Source organism: Bradyrhizobium sp. CCBAU 45321 (genome assembly GCF_028128975.1).
Taxonomy (GTDB): domain Bacteria; phylum Pseudomonadota; class Alphaproteobacteria; order Rhizobiales; family Xanthobacteraceae; genus Bradyrhizobium; species Bradyrhizobium yuanmingense.
In genome coordinates this window covers 1-203 of the sequence record NZ_LFKZ01000018.1, presented here as the reverse complement: position 1 = coordinate 203, position 203 = coordinate 1, and the positions used below count along the sequence as shown (strand labels likewise).

Below are 203 nucleotides of genomic sequence, written 5' to 3'. Positions count from 1 at the left end.
ATCGCGCAATCGGCCACGCAGAACTGCGTCCGGCGGGCGGCTGGAGCGATAGCGGATTATCTTCCGATCCGCCCCCACAATCGAGCAGGCCCGCCGTTCCGACAGGCTCATGACGGCCTGCAGATGCGCGATCGCAGCGCGCTTGGCGGCGGGCCCTACCATTTTTTTGAAAGGAGCTCGCGAAGTGCGGCCGCATCGAGCAT

Annotated in this window: 1 pseudogene; it reads right to left on the bottom strand. The window is 65.0% G+C overall.

Annotated elements, in window-relative coordinates:
• Nucleotides 1-203: pseudogene (locus ACM43_RS09465) on the bottom strand (IS3 family transposase); the annotation flags it as partial.